The 20405-nt window shown below is 46.7% G+C and carries 12 protein-coding genes; 2 read left to right on the forward strand and 10 right to left on the reverse strand.

Annotated features, from left to right (window positions below; genetic code table 11):
* Window positions 1–2 precede the first annotated feature (2 nt).
* From MKY14_RS23340 to MKY14_RS23365, 6 genes are all read right to left on the reverse strand, one after another.
* The gene (locus MKY14_RS23340; RefSeq protein ID WP_076130103.1) at window positions 3–1505 is read right to left on the reverse strand and encodes an ABC transporter substrate-binding protein; all 1503 of its coding nucleotides are present in this window, start codon (window positions 1503–1505) and stop codon (window positions 3–5) included.
* A 175-nt stretch (window positions 1506–1680) separates the two neighbouring features.
* Window positions 1681–3201 carry a response regulator transcription factor gene (locus MKY14_RS23345; protein WP_340977427.1) on the reverse strand — a complete coding sequence of 507 codons (1521 nt, stop codon included), beginning with the start codon at window positions 3199–3201 and terminating at the stop codon, window positions 1681–1683.
* Window positions 3194–5017: a cache domain-containing sensor histidine kinase gene (locus MKY14_RS23350; RefSeq protein WP_036684922.1), complete on the reverse strand. Its 1824-nt coding sequence runs from the start codon at window positions 5015–5017 to the stop codon at window positions 3194–3196. The genes MKY14_RS23345 and MKY14_RS23350 overlap by 8 nt, the downstream gene beginning before the upstream one ends.
* A gap of 178 nt (window positions 5018–5195) precedes the next feature.
* Entirely contained in the window at window positions 5196–10250 is a 5055-nt protein-coding gene (locus MKY14_RS23355) for an endo-beta-N-acetylglucosaminidase (RefSeq protein WP_340977430.1), read from the reverse strand.
* Window positions 10251–10338: 88 nt separating this feature from the next.
* Window positions 10339–10509: a hypothetical protein gene (locus tag MKY14_RS23360; protein WP_340977432.1), complete on the reverse strand. Its 171-nt coding sequence runs from the start codon at window positions 10507–10509 to the stop codon at window positions 10339–10341.
* Window positions 10510–11185: 676 nt separating this feature from the next.
* Window positions 11186–15520, reverse strand: coding sequence for an S-layer homology domain-containing protein (locus tag MKY14_RS23365; protein ID WP_340977433.1), 4335 nt, complete (start codon window positions 15518–15520; stop codon window positions 11186–11188).
* Between the two features lie 168 nt (window positions 15521–15688).
* Between MKY14_RS23365 and MKY14_RS23370 the strand changes: the two genes are divergently transcribed.
* Window positions 15689–15814: a DUF4023 domain-containing protein gene (locus MKY14_RS23370; RefSeq protein WP_051491363.1), complete on the forward strand. Its 126-nt coding sequence runs from the start codon at window positions 15689–15691 to the stop codon at window positions 15812–15814.
* A 98-nt stretch (window positions 15815–15912) separates the two neighbouring features.
* On the opposite strand, the gene MKY14_RS23375 is transcribed toward MKY14_RS23370, so the two are convergent.
* Together MKY14_RS23375 and MKY14_RS23380 are read right to left on the reverse strand one after the other, a co-directional pair.
* Window positions 15913–16617 carry a hypothetical protein gene (locus tag MKY14_RS23375; protein ID WP_340977435.1) on the reverse strand — a complete coding sequence of 235 codons (705 nt, stop codon included), beginning with the start codon at window positions 16615–16617 and terminating at the stop codon, window positions 15913–15915.
* Window positions 16618–16803: 186 nt separating this feature from the next.
* Entirely contained in the window at window positions 16804–17325 is a 522-nt protein-coding gene (locus MKY14_RS23380; protein WP_036684918.1) for a GNAT family N-acetyltransferase, read from the reverse strand.
* A 169-nt stretch (window positions 17326–17494) separates the two neighbouring features.
* Here MKY14_RS23380 and MKY14_RS23385 point away from each other — a divergent pair, with 169 nt between their 5' ends.
* Window positions 17495–19090 (forward strand): acyl-CoA synthetase, encoded by a 1596-nt coding sequence (locus MKY14_RS23385; protein WP_340034580.1) that lies wholly within the window; start codon window positions 17495–17497, stop codon window positions 19088–19090.
* A gap of 91 nt (window positions 19091–19181) precedes the next feature.
* Here the strand turns inward: MKY14_RS23385 and MKY14_RS23390 are convergent, their stop codons facing one another.
* Window positions 19182–19760 carry an SMI1/KNR4 family protein gene (locus tag MKY14_RS23390; RefSeq protein WP_076190140.1) on the reverse strand — a complete coding sequence of 193 codons (579 nt, stop codon included), beginning with the start codon at window positions 19758–19760 and terminating at the stop codon, window positions 19182–19184.
* Between the two features lie 11 nt (window positions 19761–19771).
* Complete coding sequence (locus MKY14_RS23395; protein WP_036684913.1) at window positions 19772–20209, reverse strand: HEAT repeat domain-containing protein; 438 nt, start codon at window positions 20207–20209, stop codon at window positions 19772–19774.
* Between the last annotated feature and the right edge of the window lie 196 nt (window positions 20210–20405).

The raw sequence follows: 20405 nt of genomic DNA on the forward strand, positions 1-20405 counted from the left end.
TTTTACTTGTTGTTGGACGCTTTCCAGGCATCAATTTGCGATTGCGCTTCAGCGATAATTTTGTCCAAACCAGCTGCCTTGAATTTCTCAATAGCTTTCGGTAGATACTCGTCAGGATCAACGGTTCCAGTCATCAGTGGTGACCAGTATTCTTCTTTTACGTTCTGAACCGCAGCGATTTCAGTGGTCACCTTGGAAGTGTCGAAGTTAAAACCAAGCAGCGGTGCATTCACACCGGATTCATTAAACTTTTTGAACTCTTCCCATTTGTTCTCAGGGTCACCCTCGTTCAAATAGTTGATCATGATATTGCCCAGCGAGAAGGTTGGCATGTCATAGTTCTTGGATTCATCCAGGTTCTTCATGGAATTCTCACCAGTCTTCTCGTAGTGCACGCCTTCGATTCCGGAGTCAATCATGTTGCGCAGCACCGGATCGGTGTTGAGCAGGTTCAGGAACTCCATCGCTTTCTCCGGATATGCGGAGTTAGCCGAGATGGCTTGCATCGAACCCATAACGGACCAGTTGTAAATGTAAGGTTTGCCAGCTGGCGTGGAAACTACAGGATAGCCGTAGCTTGCCGACCACAGATTGTCCGCCATCGGCTGGGTAGCCGCACGATCCATGAACCAGTTCGAAGATTTATAGAGATCATCCACCGAAGTTGTAGTTGCTACTTCCGGCGAGATATAACCTGCCTTGTAATATTTGCGAACGGTTTCAAGAGTGCTTTTGAGTTCAGGTGTTTCCAGAATGTTCACGATCTTGTAATCCTTTGTGTCCATATAAACAGCCATTGGCATCTTTTCAATGATGTAATCGAACGGCAGTACTGGCATGAAATCCTTCACCATAGCGTAAGGCGTGATGCCCGGTTCATTCTCTTTGATCGTCTTCAGCAGTGGTTCAATGCTTTCCATTGTGTTCACCCCGGAAATGTCGAGGTTATATTTGTCGAGCAGCTCTTTATTAAAGCGCCAAACTTCTTGCGCCGGAAGCTCTTTGTTGGCAGGTACGGCATAATTATGTCCATCTACCTTGGAGCCTTCCAGGAACGCCGGATCAATCGTGTCTACGATGCCTTTTCCATATTCATTAAGCAGGCTGTCCAATTCCATAAAAGCGCCTTTGCGGGCATTTTGCACATAATCGAACGCCCAGGAGCACGTAAAGAGAATGTCCATGGGTTCGCCAGCGGCTACTTTGACCTGCATTTTTTGTGTATAATCACCAAAATCAATCATATTCATCTTCAGGGTGACATTTATCTTCTCTTTAGTGTACTTATTGACTTCTTCCACGACACGGTCCAGATCCTTCTGCGGTCCGCCGATCGTGTACCAGATCAGTTCGACTGGTTTCTCGGATGATGCACCGTCGCCGCCCGCTCCTGAACTGTTAGTTGCCGCGTTGTTTGAATCGCCGCCACATGCGCTGAGCGCAAGCGAGAATGCCATAAGTGATGTCAGTAACAGGGAAAACCTCTTTCTTTTGTTGTTGCCCATTCCTGTATAACCTCCCCTTTGTTTACCTCAAGATCGCTGGCCTAATCCGGAATTAAACCAGCAGCTTTCTCCTTCAAGGACTATCTTTACTGTAATTTATGAAAGCATTTTCAAACAGAAGATAAACTAAATAAATCATGTAGAAAATAAAGAAAAAGCTTGCAGCGGGGGTCCGCTAGACAAGCCCTTTGTACTCCGTAGGAGATATACCGACATGCTTCTTAAATTGTTTGTAAAAATAGCCGGTCTCCCAATAGCCTACTTTGAGAGCGATTTCATGAACTTTAAGTGAGGTATTCCGCAGCAGCTCCTTCGCCTTCTCAATCCGGTATTTATTGATATATTCGGTGAATGACTCATTCACCTCTTTATGGAACAGCTGTCCCAAATACACCGGGTGAATATGGTATTGGGCACCGAGGGTCTTCAGTGACACATCTTCATTGTAGGACTCATGGATATAATTCAGCACCTGCTGCACGACTGGACTCTTTACGTCCCGAACTAAGGCGTCTACCGTAATGCTAGCGGCTTCCTGAATAATCTGAGTCAGTTCATTTATGGAAACTGTAGAGCGAATGAGACCAAAACCGTCTGCGAAAAGCTCCGGTTCTTCCACATGACGAATCTCCTGCAGCTGCATCTTGAAGCGGATCAACCATTCCATGGCAATGCCTTGCAGCAGCACAGGTGTAATCCCCTCCATCCGCCGCAGCTGCTCAAAATGATCCTGGATCCGCACCAGCAGCGCTTCCTTATCCTTCGCCATAATCAGCTTGAGATCATCTTCCCAATTCAGCGGCATACCTTGGACGGCAACCTCATGCCTGTCCTGAACTTCCTCATAATGCAGCAAATTCCGCTCTGGAAACAGCATGAAATATTCCTGAGTCATCTTTGCATGGGCGTAACTCTGAGCCGCCGCCTCCTCCATCTCCTCCACCGTTCCTACGGACAGACGCATTGGCGGACCGCCAGTTAGGGATAACAGCAGCTGCGCATGAAGCCTTTCCACCGCTTCTTTACCCTGCTGATACTCACTAAGCAGATGCAGCAGCACGGTATCTCCATCCATATCCCGGAATGCAATCAAAGACGGGTTACCGCCTACAACCTCTTCCACCGCCTGAAATAGCTCGGCAGCGTCCTGTTCAGGGCGAAGCAGGGCTACCTGCACCAGCGGCTTATCTAGTCTAAGTCCCAGAAAATCAGTCCGTTCGCTGAATTCCTTCGGACCAATCTGGCACCGCAGCCAACGGTACATCACATTATCGCGCAGAATGGAAATACTATGCGCATTGAATTGACTCTCTTGACGGGAGACACCCAGCTTCTCGGCGGCAGTCACTAATGTTGCCCGGAACTCTTGCAAATTAATAGGCTTGAGCAGATAATTTTCAATGCCGAGCGCCATTCCTTCCTTAAGATAACCGAACTCATCAAAGCCGCTGAGGATAACAACTTTGATCTCCGGCTGGATCTCCCGCACAGCCCGGATCAAATCCAGCCCGTTCATCAGCGGCATGGAAATATCCGTAATCAGAATATCTGCTGGGACAAACCGCAACGACTCCAGCGCTTCCTGGCCGTTCTCGGCGTGGCCGACAATCTCCATCCCCAGTGCTGCCCAATCCACAATGTCATATAATCCTTCGATAATAAAAGGCTCGTCGTCCACAATGAAAATTTTATACATGGTTTGGATCATCCTCTCCCAGATCGGGAAAATACACAGTCACGGTTGTGCCGGTACCCGCTTCGCTTTGTAATTCAATGCCATACTCACTGCCATAAAGCAGCTTCAAACGCTCATGAATACTGCGCAGACCAAATGATTCCGATTGTTCATCTGGCTGCAAAAGACCTTCTTTGAGCTGGACCAATCTGTCCGGAGCAATCCCCCGCCCATTGTCTGTAACTACCGCACGCAAATATTTGCCGTCCTTGGCCACAGCCACACTGATGTGATTATCATTCTTGTCCACGCGCATCCCATGTAGAATGTAGTTTTCAATGATGGGCTGCAGCGACATTTTGAGTACAACTCTTCCGGTAAGCTCTTTCCCGCATTCCATTGTATAAGAGAATTTATCCTTATAACGGATGCGGAACAGCTCCAGATATAAACGGCAGGCCTCTAGTTCATCCTTCATCGTATGCTTGGGTTTCTGGTGAACATAGCTTTTGAACAACACCGACAAGCTGTAGATCATCTCCCCGACATCTGAAGCTCCTTGAGAGATTGCCCTCATTCGGATCACCTCCAAGGTATTGTAGAGAAAATGTGGGTTTACCCTGGCTTCAAGCGCGGCGATTTCGGTATGTTTTTGCTTGATTTCAGCCTTGAACACACGGTCTATATGAAGATTCAGCTCATCCAGCATATCGTTGAAGCTCTTGGAGATCTGCCCCAGCTCGTCTTCTCTGACATCGGTAATCCGGGCATCCAGGTCACCGTTTTTCACTTTGCGGGTGAACTTGATAATTTTATGAGTCCGTCTGGCAAAATTATTGATAAATAAAGTGGGTGTAATAATCGCAAACAACAGGCAGATCAAGCAGATGATGAAGATCATGTTCCGCAATCCCCTATAAGTGGCGGCTAATTCCTGCTTAGGTACAGCACTCAACACAGTAAATCCGCCTTGGGTGTGAGTCTGCTTAGTAATGATCATCCCGCCGACTTCTTCACCATCTGTATAGGCAGAATTCATCTGCTCGGGATAAGGATAGCGCTTTCCATAATAGGTGCCCGAGGTATCAAATAACACATCCCCATCCGCTGCCAGCACCAGAATCTTTCCCTTGAAGTCATCCTTATAATTGCCCATACTCCCCCAGACCTCGCTGGCATCAAAATAGACTAGAAGCTGACCAATGTTGCGCAGTGATATCTTGTTATTGACCGGGGTACGAACCGTAAACATCGGCCCCTCCGGAGATGAGATCGCCTGACTGACCCAAGTGTTTGGGGCGGTGACACTGCCTTCCTCCTCCAGATACAGCGCATCCGGTACAAAAGAGTGGGCTGCATTAGTGGAAATAATCTGAAATTTGCCTTGGTCGTTATAGACATACAACTGCTGCTCAGCTGCACTGTAGAGCATTAAACTGCGGATATCAGGATCATCTTCAACTTGATTGCGAAAAAACTGCACGGTATCCGTCGTAGCATTACTTTCGTTGAAATAGCGGTCCAGCCGGTACCTCACGTAATCTTCATACGGATGCTCCAGCAAATACGACGTATTAGCAGTCAGCTCCGTGTCCCGGTACACGTCCCGCATCATAGACTGTACAGAGTCATATTTCTGCTCAATATAGCTGTTGATGCTCTCCACGGTACGTTTCTGAATCTCCATCTGCCGCTGCACTACAGCCTGAGACATGAGCAAGAACATCAGGTAGGAGAAGGTGATAATGGTGACCACGGCAATGACTGAGAAGAGCAGGATGATTTTCATAAACAGATTATTCTTCAGATACTTTCTGTACAATTTCCCCGGAAACATCAGCAACCTCCTACAGCAGGGGGAAGACTAAGCTTCGCTGCTTGTCATTATGAATAAAGTATAGCATGAGGTGCTTCCTGCCTGTGGCTGGTAAAAGCTTGCAATCCTCCGCCAAGCAAAGACAGTCTGCCCATGGAGCAAAGGGCTCCTTGGGCAGACCGTGGTGGGGCTATATAATCTACCGGATGTAATTCAAGATGAACTGCGCAGCCTCGGCACGGGTCGCCAAGCCACCGGGAACAAAATTCCCGTCCGTGCGGCCATTCACCAGACCCATTGATGACGCAGCATTCACGCTGTCTGCCGCCCAGGCTGCTACCTCACCGGAATCGGTGAATGTTGCCGGGGCTGATGACTGAAGCGATCCATGCTCCAGTACATAGGCACGCATTAGCATAGTGACAATCTCCTGGCGGCTGATGTTCGCACTCGGATCGAAGTGCTCAGCAGTGCGTCCACCTACAATACCTGCCCGGACCAGACGCGCCAGGTCCTGCTCATACCAGACACCAGAAGGCACATCACTAAATTTCAATTCCGCCTGATCTTGCAGTCCCAGCACGCCAGCCAGCAGCTTCACAAATTCCGCTCTTGTAATCCTGCGGGCGGGTTCAAATCCATTTTCGGAAGTGCCTTGTACCAGATGTTTAGCCGCCAGCTGGCGGATAGTGTCCGCAGCCCAGTGAGTAGACGGAACATCAGCGAAGGATTTATTGTACTCCAGCACAGCCAGCCTGCCTGTTCCGCTAAACTCCCCTTGCAGGAAGCCATTCGCGTACACTCCGCCGAGATAGGTAAGCGAACCTCCTTCAGCAATAGCATATAAACCAAGCAAATTAGTATTATAATCCGTATTTGTTGCATTCCATTGTAAGGTTACTGGTTTGCTGAAGCTTGGAAGACGGCTAGATGTGCCATTCCCCGCGATGATGCTCAGATCAAACGTCATACCTGTACCCCGCAAGACCACCCCACGCTCTACTTTCAGTGTGCTCATGTTCAAAGTCTCCGGGCTGAGCTTCACCAGAATCTTGCCGCCTGAAGCTTGGGCTTCATTAAGCAGAGCCTTCAATTGCACCAGCAATTCCGGCGCAATACCAAGTGTGGTTCCCGAGGCAGCCAATTCAAGTTGATGGATCCCGAGCAATTCACCTGCATTCACAGGCAGCTCGATAGCTGTAACGCCTGCCGGCACATTTACCGTCACTTTGCCGTTCTCAGTAGATGTACTGAGTGCACTTGCTGGAACTGTCAAAGTTGTGCTAGTAGGACTTGGAAGCGGCGTTGCTGTCGCTGCCGGAGTCGTCCCACCAGTTCCCGTACCTGTCCCTGGAGCCGATGTCGGCTGCGGTGTAGATACAGGAGTATTGTGGACCTTGAAATTAATAATTCCGCTCTTTTGAACAGCCGTGTAAGGGTGGCCATTCAGTATTTTGGTGTTAGTGACTACGGCCGTGTACTCGCCGCTGTCCGTTTCTTTTGCAGAAGCAATGGTATAATCACGCTCCACAGCACCTTCAATGGCCTGCCCATCTTTCAACCATTGGTAGCTTAACTCGCCATAAACTGCAGAAGCTACTACGGCAAAAGACACCTTATCACCTACAACTGCCGGATTCTTATCTACACTATTAGAGGTGATAATTGGCGCATCGGGTGCCGGATGTACTGTCACCGTAAGTTCATTACCGGTTCTTGTTGAAGGCTCCGTTCCCTCTTTTCCAGTCAGAACCACACGGAACTGCGTACCGCTGTCTGTTTCAGAAGCAGTAAATGCGTATACCGCCGAAGTCACGCTCTCCGCCACAGTCCATTCCTCTGCGGTTGCTGCCTTCGTCTCCCAGCGAACCGATTCCACATCCCCGCGGATCTGTACGAACAGCTTCACTTCTTCACCAGTAATGACATCAAGTGCAGACGGAAGATCGGTTATGAAATCAGGCGCTTCCCATGGTGCTTCAGCCGGAGTTAAGTTAATTGTGTACTCTGCTTCACTGCTGTCACCAGATTCATTGGTGACGATGACCTTGTACTTATTGCCATCCATCCCGGTAGTCAAAGCAGGGATAGTATAGGAGGCGGACACTCCCAACGCATCTCCATAACCGCTGCCTGTGTCCGCATACCAGGCATAAGTCAGCTGCCCTGCGCCAGTGGCAACTGCCGTTAGTGTCGCGGACGTATTTTCACGGAAGGAACCTTCCCCTACGATCTGCACCTTTGGAGCTTGCAAGGCCCACTTCGCCTGCAAGTTCAGTTCACCGGTTATTAGATCTTCGGTAAAATTCCATCTTCGCGCACCTTCTCCTTCTCCAACATACCAGCCTTCCAGGTCATAACCCTCTCTGGCAATGCCTGTAGGCTCCATCAGCAAAGTGCCATACACAGCCTCGGCCACAGTATTTGCTGGTTCACCCCCATTAGCATCAAAGAGAACGGGATAGCTTCCTTTCAGATAGACAGGTTTGGAGCGGTTGCCTGCATAATCCTCCATCACCACATGCACAACTTTTGCCGACGAGGTGAAGCTTAAGCTCGCCTTAGTTGTCCGTCCACGGATAATCATCGGCTTATTGCCAGAGCTATACGTTGTGGCAAAAGATTTCGCATTCCCATCCTCATACACATACATATACCGCCAGTCTCTAGTATTCGGCATCGGCAGATTCAGCTTACCGTCCGTCCAGGACCACTCTTCCGCGTAAGGTTCCGCGACCGTGTCGATGAACTGGCCGCTGACCGAGACTGGATCGGTGTTGCCTGCGGTAACGGTGACAATGTAATCATCGCCGTTTACCGGCATCCCTGTGAACAGCGCAGTGCTTGCACCTGCCGGGACAACCACTTGCTGTGACACCGGTTCGGATGTCGTAATCCAATTCAAAGACTGCACTCGAACGGTAATGTCACCGGAAGCTTGGGCGGAGTTCGTCCAGTTCACAGTCAACTCCCCGTCCGCGCTTGAATCCACCTTCACTCCGGAAACCGCCGCATCCAGATCAAAAGCCAGCGTTGCCGCTTCACCCTCCACTCCATCCGCACCCACTGCAACCACTTTAAGGGTTCCGGATTTCACCGGGAGATGCTTCAGGTAGAACACCTCATCGTATTTGCCGCCCATAAATACATCATTCACGTACACATTATATTGCTTGATCTTAGTGTAATCGGGATCTAGCTTCCACTTCACAACCATCTCACCTGTATCTGTAAAAGCTTCCGCAACTGCTAATTCCGCAGGAGCTGCGGGCTTTACGGCAGACCCGCCATAAACGCGCAGCTGTCCGACGTTCATCTGGTAGGTGGACGCTGTTCCTTGCCCGGGATCGAAGACCAGTCCAAGGGCTGCAATATTATGACCTGCGTATGCACTCAGGTCCAGCTCCTTTGTCAACCAACCGTCCGAGTGCTGACCACTGTTTGGAACAGCGACCTCTACGACGGTATTCGGATCATCAGCCAGGATGAGTCCTACTGCCATCGCCGAAGCATCTGTGGCAGATGGCTTGTTGAAGCTGATCGACAGCTTGGAGTTGCCATTGACCTCCAGCTCTGTTTTGTACAGACGCAAGAAGTTCTTCGCATTCAGATTGCCGTTCACCACCAGTGAACTGCCACCGTTATACGCACCGATCTGCTCATAGTTGTAACGGTTTGTACTCGCAAGGTTGTACTCCGGTCCATAATCAAAATCTACAGTAAGCTTATTGCCAGCAGTATCCTGCCACCACTGCCAAGTCACTGGGATATCCTGCAGGCTCATATTAGACCACTCATCCGGGTTCGATACTTCACCGTTCACGGAATAGGACAAGCCCTGTCCAGTGTTAAAATTGGTGTAAAAGTTCTTGTCCTTAATCACCGAACGCTCCGCAATGACGGACGAGATTCCCGGCCAGTAACGGTTGTCGGCATAAACATCGGCAACGGTATTGGTTGCCGATTTGACCGTATTCTTAGGGTCCACGTTCGGGCCTGACCACCATAGCTGCTCACGCAGTTTTGTCATCCATTGGTAGTCATTTTCGGATCTGTGCGAGACCGGGTAAGACAGGTTCATGTCCTCATCCAGACCGGCATGAACAAAGTCCGCACCGAGTGTAGCCAAGCTGAGCCGCGGCAAGCCATTGCTATCCAGCTTGTTCATCAACGCTGTTCCGTTAACGGACTTGAACCGGTCACGACCTGCTTCCAGCCCTGCAAAACCAACTTCAAACAAGTTGTAGCTTGTTCCCAGACTGGCATTCAGATTGCTTAAGTAATTAGCCGCGTTGGTAATCTGTGTATTGCCAGCCCCGTAGTCGAAGAAAAACGAATTGGAGACGGGTTCCTTGGTGCTTTTATCCACTAAAAAGGAGATATTGGTATCATTAATCGTCCGGGCGAACGTATTAGCACCGGTATTGGTGTTCAGCGAGTCGTACCACTGTACATACAGGCCGCCCTCTTGCAGCACCTTCATAAACGCGATGTAATCGGGGATATCCTGGGTCGCTACATTCGGATTCATCTCTTCCTGATTTACAAAATAACCGTCAAACCCGAAATACCCGGCCATCTCGATCAGTTTATCCGCCACCGGAAAATTACCATTCTCATCTTTAACTATCATTTGTTTGTACGTCTGCTGTCCACGGTCATTATTGGAAAAAAAGATCCCCGCCAATGACAACACGCCGTTTTTATGCGCTGCATCGGTGTAGGTAGGGTTCGGGATGTTCAGCATGCCGAATTCGAACCATTTTTGCTGCCAGTCCTTCTGGGCCAATTCATCATAATATTCCGGCGGGGTATACGCAGTCGCTGTACCATGCCAGTAGGAGTAGTAATCGATATATTGCCAAAAGTTAAAATGATACTGCGCAAACTTGTTCGTATACGGCGCGTTCTCAATAAAAGCATTCCCGTAGTCGCCAGCAACGTTGATCATCTGTGTATCTGCGCTAAGCGCTGGGTTAGCTTGGGTTGCAGCAAATGGGGCATTCCGCTTCTGCAGCGGCACCCGCGATCTCAACAGCTCTGCATCCGGATCGGTTGCCGGACTCCAGTTCGCAATATGGCTGCTCGTATATCCATGTACATTAGGCTGATTGGCACCCGGCGCACTGTCTCCTGTAAAAGGCCACGTATCGCCGGCGTAAGCCGTTAGGGGAAGTCCTGAAACTAGCAAAGCTGCCGCCAGAACAGCTGATGTCAGCTTACGACGCGCCTTTTTACCGGTGTGAAGGTTCATTTTCCACTCTCCTCGTCCTGTAGTTGTTTCGGTTACTCTCATCCATGAAGCGTAATGTGTCTCACTATGTCGCCGAACAGCAAGTAGATTACTTCTGTTGTCCCGTCCCTCTGCTGCTCCTACCCTCTTCTACTTCTACTTCTTCTTCTTCTTCTACTTCTACTCTCTTCTGCCTACAGATTCTGTATCCAACCACATTCGTGCAAGCACATTCTGTATTCAACCCCGATCGTGCAAGCGCATTCAATTTTGTCGGCAACCCTCCTGCCTTACTTTGATTAGTCCACCCTAATCTAACCCAGATCTTTCCTTACAAATAGCCGCAAAATTAAAGATATGCTGGATAAATTAAAGATTATCGTGCTATCAGGGCTCGATATACTGGCAATGAGTGGGTCGTTAAACATATGTTGGTTGAAAATATAAAGAGGATGAAGGAGCGTGGTCTCTTTTGCCTCTTATCTCCGCCACTCCGCCGCATTCACTCATTTCAAAGACACTTTTGCCTCTCTTTCATGCCAATCCACCGCATTCGCTCATTTCTGAGGCACTTTTGCCTCTCTTTACTGCAACTCCGCCGTATTCGCTCAAATCAAAGGCACTTTTGCCTCTCTTTCACGTCAATCCGCCGTATTCACTCAGATCAAAGGCACTTTTGCCTCTCTTTCACGCCAATCCGCCGCATTCGCTCATTCAAGGGCACTTCTGCCTCTCTTTCACGCCAATCCACCGCATTCGCTCATTTCAAAGGCACTTTTGCCTCTCTTTCACGCCAATCCGCCGTATTCGCTCAAATCAGAGGCACTTTTGCCTCTCTTTTACGCCACACCACCGTATCGCCGCCTCCCTCACACTACCCAGCTACGAAAAAAAGATTGCCTCTCCGTCATCAACGATGACCTTGAGGCAATCTTTTTTCAAACCATCCGATTTAGTTACTTTCCTTGCTTCTCCAGCAGGTTCAGAATGATTGTTACTGCTTCGGCCCGGGACGCTACCTGGTTAGGTGCGAAACGATTTTGTCCTATGCCATTCACAATGCCCGCTTCTACTGCTGCCGCAATATATGGCACTGCCCATGCGGGTACATCCTTAGCATCATTGAAGGTTAAGGTCGCTTTTGGATCTACTGTAATGCCCAGAGCCCTAACAACCATAACTGCCAATTCAGTACGAGTAAGCTCCTGCGTAGGACGGAAGGTACCATCGTCATAGCCGCTGATAATTTGCAAAGCTACTGCCTGAGCCACAAAGGACTTAGCCCATGCCGGAATCTTCGCTGAATCCTTAAAGCTTGAAGTGCTACCACTGTCCGGCAATTGCAGGGCACGAGCCAGCATAGTGATAAATTCAACCCGATTTACTTTCTGATTAGGACGGAAAGTATTATCCGGATAACCGCTAACGAAGCCCCCTGCTACTGCTTTCTCAATAGCCGCTGCTGCCCAATGGCTGCCAGTATCCGTCAATGATGGTTTGACTACTGGTGTTGCAGTTGGTGTAGGCACCGTTGTTGGTGCTGGTGTAGCTGTTGGTGCTACTGTTGGCGTTGGTGTTGCTGTTGGTTTTGTTGTTGTCACTGGTCCTGTTGATGATCCTGTTGTTGGTGCTGTCGTTGGCGCTGTTGTCGGTTCCGTTGTTGGTGCTGTCGTCGGTTCCGTTGTCGGCGTTGTTGTAGGTTCTGGTGTTGGGTTTACTTCAGGATCTGACTCCTTAATAATACCGAACTCTTCCAGAACATATGGTTTAGCATCATTAATATTCTGATCGATCTCATAAGATACAGCTGTTAATTTGCCAGCATCTACAGTAATACCTACAAAGGTCTGAACTTGACCGCGTTTTGGACGCGTAGCATCACTTGGGTCCGGTCCGTATTTAGCTGCTGTATTCTCATTTGCTACTTCAAAGAGATTATAATACGCATCTCCCAATTCTGGTTTCATGTTCTTGTAGTAAACCTTCGCTCCCGCTGTAGCTGGGATCAGATAGATCGTTCCATCTGGATTTACTGTGTACTCTACAGTTTGACCATTGAAGCTTTCTTTGATCTTCACTGTGTCTGCCGCAGTTCCATCAGCTTTAATTGGCTTGGTCCGGGCATAAATATGGTCGTGGCCTTGAAGAACTAAGTCAATGCCCAGTTCAGCCATCATTGGAGCAACCTTCGCTCTTTCTCCATTTGTACCCATAATGTCTTTGTCAGTAGCATGGTTAGAGGTTGTGTATGGACCTTTATGCATAGCTACGATAATCCATTTCGCACCAGCAGCTTTCGCTGCTTTTACGTCAGCCTTCATCCAATCCAACTGCGCTTGGCTGAAGTTAGCAAATTCATCGGAATTCTCATTTGTATTCAGGACTACAAAGTGAGCATTGCTGTAGTCATAGGAATAATATGCTCCAGTTTCTGTTGCAGAGCCCGGTGCTTCCTTAATATTGTAGTGCTCATAGAAGGCATTTGCCTTATCCTCATGATTCCCCGCAACAGGCACGATGGTCGTGTTAAGCAGGGTATCTTGCGAATGACCAAGCAGCCAATTCCATTGTGATTCATTAGTTCCGGTATCCACGATATCTCCGTTAATCGCCACAAACTCAGCATTCGGGAACGTCGTAAGTGCTTTTGCCATCGTTTCACCGGAAAGAATCGCTTCATCTTCGGTCTTAGCCTGTGTATCAGCCAAATCGATGAAAGTAAATGCTCCTGTCTTAGCGGCAGTTTCAAAAGTTCCCACTGTACTCCACAGGCCTAGTGCTTTATCACCTACACGGAAGTAGTATTTTGTATCAGCTTTCAGGCCCGAAGCTTCCGCTTTATGAACTAATTCGTCCTTTGAATTTCTGGAAACCGCCGAACGTCCTGTAAACTCAGAAGCCTTAGCAAAGTCTGGAGTAACGCCCGTATTTTCTACAACCTGCAGATCGTTTCCAGTAGACTTCAACGCTGTGTACCAAGTGAAACCTTTTGCACTCACTGGGTCGCCATTAAAGGTAACTGTAACTTTTTTAATCGAATCCGTTGAAGCGATAGCAGCTTCTGAATTTGTTCTGTCACTTACAGCTTTGATAACAAATTGATAGGTTTGGTTTGGATTAGTATTTTCTACAGTGTAAGTATAAGAAGCTTTACCTTCTTCATTAGGAACACTGACCGTCCAATTTGCCGATACCAGATCATTTTGCTCATAAATACGATATCCAGACACTGGTGCACCGGAAGCTGGCGCATCCCAAGTCAACGTTATTTTACCACCATCTGCTGCAGTAGCCTTTGCATTTTGCACAGGTTTAACTGCTACTTCCGATTTATGAATGCTGTAGTTATCATACAAGTCTGTAGAACCACCAGTTGTTGTGGTGTAGGCTTCGTAAGAAAGCTCATCATTCGTTACCGTCATCCCCGTGAACATTTCCTTACCAGGCTGTCCGTATTTAGCTGCAAAAGGGAATGTTCCTGAAGCTACGTTGTATTTCTTATTGCCCGCTGCATTTGTAATCAGATATAAAGTACCTTTAGGATCAGTTACTACTCCGTTTGAGTCCGGAACAATATCCGTCAATGGCTTGTTGTTGTACATTTGATAGCTTCTAGCAAAGGTGTGGTCATGCCCGCCAATTACCATGTCAATGCCAAGCTCATCAAACACCTTCGTTAATTGCGCTCTGTAAAAGAGTACATCTGTATCATTGGTGTGATTGGCAACGGAATAAGGAGATTTATGCAGAAGCACAACCTTCCATTTCTGATTGCTTTTTGCCGCTTCGCTACGAAGCCACTCCACTTGTTTATTGTAAATTTCGTTATTCTCAAGATTTGAGCTTGCACCATAATATTCTGTATTAATTACCATAAAGTGTGCTGAACCGTAGTCAAAAGAATATACAGAACCATCAGGTTTCGCACCTGTATTCGATACGTTCGGCAAATTAAAATGAGAGCTATAATTGCTATAATTTTTACTTTCATGGTTGCCTACCAAAGGAACCAACGGAATATTCGCTAAAATATCCTTAGGCTTATTGAAAAACCATCCCCATTGCTCCTCAATATCACCGTTATCCACCAAATCACCAGAATTCAGGATAAACTCACTTTCCGGGAATTTAGCTAATCCTTCTTGAAGGGTATGATTCCAGATATCAAAATCTTCTTCAGTTGTTCCTTGGGAATCCGTTGTATATAAGAATTTATAAGCCTGATTACTGGAGCCTTCTGTCTTAAAAGTTCCTACGTCGCTCCAGTTATCAGCTTGTCCATCCCCAGCACGGTAAGCATATTCCGTTCCCGGCTGCAGATGATCCGCTATTACCTTATGGCTGGTTAGCACAACTGGTTTTTTAGCTGATTTATCCGCTTTTGTCATATACACACTAGTTGTAACGGATGTCCCTTCATAAGATTGAGCGCCTGCCGCAGGAAACTGGCCATTCTCCAATTTAGAAGCTTCTACTACTTCCAGTTTGGTGCCAGTCACACTTTCAGGTGCATACCAGTTGAATCCCATACTAGTCTGCGGGTTGCCATTAAAAGTAATTGCGATAGAATCAGGCTTCCCAACTCCAGGTTCTACTGTCTCCACTACAGGATAAGCAATCAGGCTCATATCCCAATAAAGGTCAGAGCTAGTGTCGCCCGTCTGGTGAACTTCAGCTGAAAGCTCATTACTTCCATCCTTCAGATTGGCTTTTACGATTTCCGTTAGGTCAACCTTTGTATACTCATTTGGATCACTGCCATTAGTTGTACTAAGTGTCTGATAGTCGATTTCACCAGCTGGCATAGCCTCGCGGTAGATTTCTGCACCATTCAGATACAGCACTACTCCGTCATCAAATGCAAAATTACCTAATACTTTATCCGATTTCGTAATTTCTTCCTTATTCACAGTTACATTTGTCCGGAAATAGGAAGTACGATATTTCTTCTTTTTATCCGTGCCGTAGCTTATATTTGTATTCAGAGCACCAAATTGCTTGCTGCTGACTCCGGCCCCAGAATCTTTATAACCAAGCGGCGCTTGGCCTGATGCCCATGTAGAATCATCGTAAACAGACCGCCATACCGAACCTTGATCCGTTCCGTTATCTAGATATTTCCATGTAGAATTGCCCGCCAGTAGTGTAATTGGCTCTAGCGTTTGTAATTGCAGTAATCCAGCATCCTCATTGCTGTCTTCTGCAAAAGCTGGCATTCCTGTAAATGTAAGTCCCAGTACCATAACGAAGGCTAGTGTCATGGATACTGCTTGTTTTAATAACCTGTTCATAATCAGTCTCCCTTACTGTTATTATGAAATGCTTGCATCCATTCATAGTAACTACTAAATATTTTCACAATGTACGGATTGATCCACTAGTTTGTAAAAACGGCTTGTGTATTTAATCAGGCAAAAGTGGTTACAGTAACGGCAAGGTTATGATCAAGGAGGACAAACATGGACGATACTCAAGCTTTTGTAGACAAAGTACACGACACCCAGAAGAAAGCAGAAAAGAACAAACAGAATCACGGTAAAGGAACACCAAGCCAAAAGCTGCCTAATAAACAGCACAGTAAATAGAACACGCCTACACGAAAACAAAAAAAGCAGCAAGCCCTCCCGGATCGGAGTGACTTGCTGCTTTACTTTTTGTATATTGAGCTTTGCTTTTAAAGGAGTTATTTACTCCATTTCACCACATTCACGGCTACCTTCTCTATTTGTGCCTTGCTCAAAGCCTTGTCTGGAGAACTAATCGTCACAAAACGATCATCCAGTTTATAGGTCAAAAACAATGAATCGCTGGTAGGGCTGTACCACTTAGCTTCTGTACCATTGGAAAGCTTTACGGTATCGCCTTTGTAATCATAGGAGTAGTCACGTGGAGAAACGTTCACCCTCATATGGTCGAACAAAAAGTACACTCCATCTTCAGAGCTAGCTGCTTTTTGAAAAGCATCTCCACTCACCATGTGTGCTGGTGCATAAACCGTTTTAAACCCATCGAAATTTGCAAAAGCTTTAGAAATTTGTTCTTTTTGAGCGTTGCTGTACTGTACTGGTGTTAATGTATCTTTATCCGGCACCACAGTTCCAGTACCCAGAATGACCTGATTCGCTGCCGCATCAAAAGTCACTGGCACCTTCAAGACATCAGCCAAGGCACGTACAGGAAGATAGGTTGTATTGTTATAAGTAATCGGAGCTAATGTGTTACCTTTATTATCAACAGGCGTATAAGCTGCACCATTCACTTTAAATCCAATGCTGTGATTGAGGTATGCTGTGATTTTTTGCAGCTTAGTTCCTGCGTACACACCAGCCGAACCTGTAATTGCCATCCCAAATACCATCGTTGCTATAATGAACTTTTTACTTTTCATATGTTATGCCTCCTTAGAAGATCAATCTCGGTTTTTACTTTAGCTCAAGTTTTAAAGGAATATGTCTCTAAGTTGTATTTAACTTGTACCCAATTTGTAAAGAAACTATTCATCTGGAGCCCTGGTTTGTATAAAAAAAACAGCAACCCGCTTATCCCATAAGGATTTAACGGATTGCTGAGGGCTTTAACCTTGATACGGAGTTGTAACCTTATACACTTCTGAATATAAAATTTCTCTATAAAGTTGGAATTCTTCTTCATCAACAGGGTTAGGGTAAGTCATAATTAAGAGTGGTAAATCTTCATTTCCTTCACGCAAAGGAGGCTGCACATAATCGTAAGGGTTCAAATGAAAGCCCAGCCGCTCATAAAAGCCGATTCTCCGCTGCTCCATTTCACCCAGTGGCCGCTCAACTTCCAAAAGGACAGGCTTGTTAGATAGACTGATGTATTCAGTCATCAGCTTTTTGCCAATTCCTCCACCTCTGATGCTCGGGTCGACTGCTATATGTTCTACAAAACGAAAGCCGGGAAACTCCCAGCAGGCCATAAAAGCAACAATTTTACCCTCAGAATTCATCTCGGTAATGAGACGATAATCTGGAACGTCCAATAACTCCTGTTGTCCCTCAAAGGTTCTGATCTCAGAAGTAGGAAATGAGGCTTCCATAATAGCGAATATTTCATCAAAAGTTGTGTGATTCATAACATAAGTTCTCACTTTCTGGATTTGTGGTCTATTATAAGTTTACCTTACACATATTATCTTAACCCGAAATTCATTAAGAACTCAAGGTACTAGTACCTGGTACTAGGATAACGTGATATACTAAATAGAACAGTTATACACATCTTGTTTGATATAGGAGAGGTTCATATTGGATAATCAGCAATGGATCGCACCTGAGTTCTACAATCTCACTTCGGAAATGGAAAGCCATGCTCCTGAGAAGATTGCGCTTAAGTGGTTAAATGAGCAAGGAGATTATGAGGAAATTACTTACGGTGAATTACGCAAACAAGCTAACCGGCTGGCCGGAGGACTTGCGAAGCTTGGGCTGCAACAAGGGGATCGTATTCTTGTTATGGTTCCACGCCGCATCATCGCTTATGTCATCTATTTAGCTTGTCTGAAACAAGGACTTGCCATCATTCCATCCTCAGAAATGCTGCGTGCCAAAGATTTATCCTACCGCCTGCGCCATTCTGAAGCCAGAGCCGTTATTGCTTGGTCCGAAGTAACCGGGGAAGTGAATAAAATCTCAGAGGATCTTCCTGCTCTCGATTACCGTCTTTCCGTATCTGGCAGCTCAGACGAACTCGGTGAAGGCTGGCTGGATCTAGAAAGTCTGATGGTTGGACAACCAGAGACCTTCACAGCAGTCGCAAGCCGCCGGGATGATATGGCTATTCTCGCCTACACCTCAGGTACCACTGGCAACCCTAAAGCGGTCGTTCATAGTCACGGCTGGGGTTATGCTCACTTGCGGATCACCTCACCTCAATGGCTGGATATTCAAGGATCTGACACCGTCTGGGCAACAGCAGCTCCCGGCTGGCAAAAGTGGATCTGGAGTCCCTTCTTAACCGTTCTTGGCAACGGAGCTACAGGTTTTGTATATAGTGGATCCTTTCATCCCAAAAAATATTTGCAGCTATTGCAGGATCACAAAATTCAAGTATTATGCTGCACCCCAACGGAATATCGTCTAATGGCTAAAACAGAAGACTTAGGTCGTTACGACTTGTCTACCCTGCGATGTGCAGTATCTGCCGGAGAGCCATTAAATCAAGAGGTCATTAACACCTTTCAGCGTGAATTCGATATCACAATCCGTGATGGGTACGGCCAGACGGAGAGCACACTGATTATCGGAACACTCAAAGATACTCCAATACGCATTGGTTCTATGGGTAAATCAATCGCACCCGGCTTAGTCGAGGTTGTGGACGAAGACGGCAAGCCACTGCCTGCTGGAGTGGTTGGTGATATTGCCGTACATTTGAGTATGCCAGCCCTGTTCCACACTTATTACAAAGATCCCGGTAGAAAAGAAAGCTCCACACACGGCGAATTCTTCATAACCGGCGACCGGGCAAAGAAGGATGAAGATGGTTATTTCTGGTTCGAGGGTCGTGGGGATGACATCATCATTAGCTCAGGTTATACTATCGGTCCTTTCGAGGTAGAAGAAGCATTGATGAAGCATACCTGCGTTAAGGAATGTGCGGTCGTTGCCAGTCCAGACGAAATCCGTGGGCACATTGTTAAAGCATTTATCGTGCTTAAGGATGAGATTGTTGGTTCACCAGAGCTTGTAAAAGAGCTGCAATCCCATGTTAAAGAGTGGACAGCCCCTTATAAATATCCGCGCAAAATCGAGTTTATTCAGGATCTTCCGAAGACGACCTCCGGTAAAATACGGCGAGTAGAGCTTCGTGAGCAGGAGAACCAAGCTGCGCAGGAATAAACATAGCCATATAAAATTCACCTTATTAAAAAATAAACAAGAGCAGCAATCCATAATGGACTGCTGCTCTTGTTTATTTGGCATCAGGCCGTTACTCGGACCAATATTTCGCATCCGGGTTCAACGCCGCGCCAACTTCGCCTTCTAATACTAAATCGCAATCGAGGTAGCCCTCTTCATCCAGGAAATAAACCTCCTGCTTGTAGAACTCGCATAAGGTCTCCAGGAATTTATCGGGCGAATCATACATCACAATTAAATCGCCGAAATCATGGAGCAGGTCACATACCTGTTCCACACCCTCAGCAGACTTATAATAACAAATGAAATCACTGCCATAGTTCGTTAAGATAGGCAAGATAACTCCATCAGGATGTTGACCTTTTTCCTCCAATATCCCAGCTAATACCTTCATCTCCTCTTCATATTCATCCATATGAATCAGGCGGTACCCTGGAATAAATTCGATAAGGCTTGGTTCCTCTTCCTCACTGCTTGTCCCTGAGACAGTGCTATAAATAGCTTTCAGCAGTTCAGGAGTCTCCGGCAAAACAGCCGTAATCTTTGCTTCGTTACCACCCTTGCCCAAGCTGGCAATATAATCAGGGCGTAATTCTGCGGACAGCTTAAGGTATTCTTGAAATTGTTCTGTCAATTTATTGGTGTGCATATTGTCATCCTTTACTTATTTGCGGAAGTCCACATCTTCATCAGCCACGTATCGAAGTCAGCGCCTTTTTCACCTTCATAAGCGTCGTACACGTCAACTCTCATCTTCTTCAGCTTCTCTTTGAAGTCCTCGTAAGAATGATCTCTTGGCAGGCTCTTTTTAATTCTCAGCAGGATCTTGGATACGCCTTTAACTAGTTCAGGCTTGTTCTTCGATGGCACCTTAACGTCTTCACCAAAAGCCTTCAGCTTAAGGTAAGCAGCTTCTTGAACTGTATATACAGGATCGCTCTCCATTAAACGCGTCAGGATATCGATAATTTGTTTGTGGTTGGTCTGTCCCAGCTCTTCAACTGCTTCTAGACGCGCTCTCCAATCCGCAGAGCGGTTGGCAGCTTTCTTTAATTCCTCATAATTCTCCGGTAGTTCATTGTTCAGTTCTTCGATCATTCCGTTCAATCCCCTTCTATTAAAAACTATCTATCTTACAGTAACAGTATAACCAACCATTGCGCAAGCTAAGAGAGGAAGATCTTTGCATGAATTCATGTGAATATCATATTTCCGCAAAAATATGGGTAAAGTATCCGGAGTAAGTCCCCAGCGCAACATTCTATCGACTATATACGTTAGTAACTAGAGAAAT

The sequence above is a fragment of the Paenibacillus sp. FSL R5-0887 genome, assembly GCF_038002305.1.
Taxonomy (GTDB): Bacteria; Bacillota; Bacilli; order Paenibacillales; family Paenibacillaceae; genus Paenibacillus_AQ; species Paenibacillus_AQ odorifer.